The organism is Bartonella sp. AD13SXNS, assembly GCF_042196465.1.
Classification (GTDB): Bacteria; Pseudomonadota; Alphaproteobacteria; order Rhizobiales; family Rhizobiaceae; genus Bartonella.
In genome coordinates, this window is sequence record NZ_JBHIQI010000122.1 from 1 (window position 1) to 548 (window position 548).

The window sequence follows — 548 nt, forward strand, 5'->3', positions numbered from 1 at the left end:
TCTCAAAGGGTCTTCAAAGACCTTTCAAAGGGTGTTTTAAGATTCGTCATTTTTTGTGAGAATCTATGGGTTTTTGCTTCTCAATCATCGGATCATTATTTTGAGCTCAAGCGGATATTTCTGGAAAGTTGTCGTTATCCGTTAGGTCACTAAAGCATGTAAAGTCAGATTGGAAAGCAAGAGGAACGATTCCTGTTGGCCCATGGCGTTGTTTGGCTATGATAACCTCAGCTTTGCCCTTAACTTGCTCCATTGCTTCTTTCCATTTGTGATACTCAGCACTGCCTTCTTTTTGTTCTTCATTGTTGAGATAATATTCTTCACGATAAACAAACAACACAATATCGGCATCTTGCTCGATTGAACCTGATTCCCGTAAATCGGAGAGTTGTGGACGTTTATCTGTTCGGTTTTCAACTTGTCGTGATAATTGCGAAAGCGCAATGATGGGAATATTGAGTTCTTTTGCAAGTGCTTTAAGCCCCATAGTAATAGCTGTCATTTCTTGAACGCGATTTTCTAATGAACGCATTGAACCACTAGTCATG

General features: G+C 39.8%; 1 protein-coding gene. It reads right to left on the bottom strand.

Translation table 11 applies throughout. The features are described 5' to 3' along the window. Nucleotides 1-106: 106 nt before the first annotated feature. A partial coding sequence (locus ACFIMQ_RS09730; RefSeq protein WP_375703965.1) for a DnaB-like helicase C-terminal domain-containing protein occupies nt 107-548 on the bottom strand: 442 nt, incomplete at its 5' end.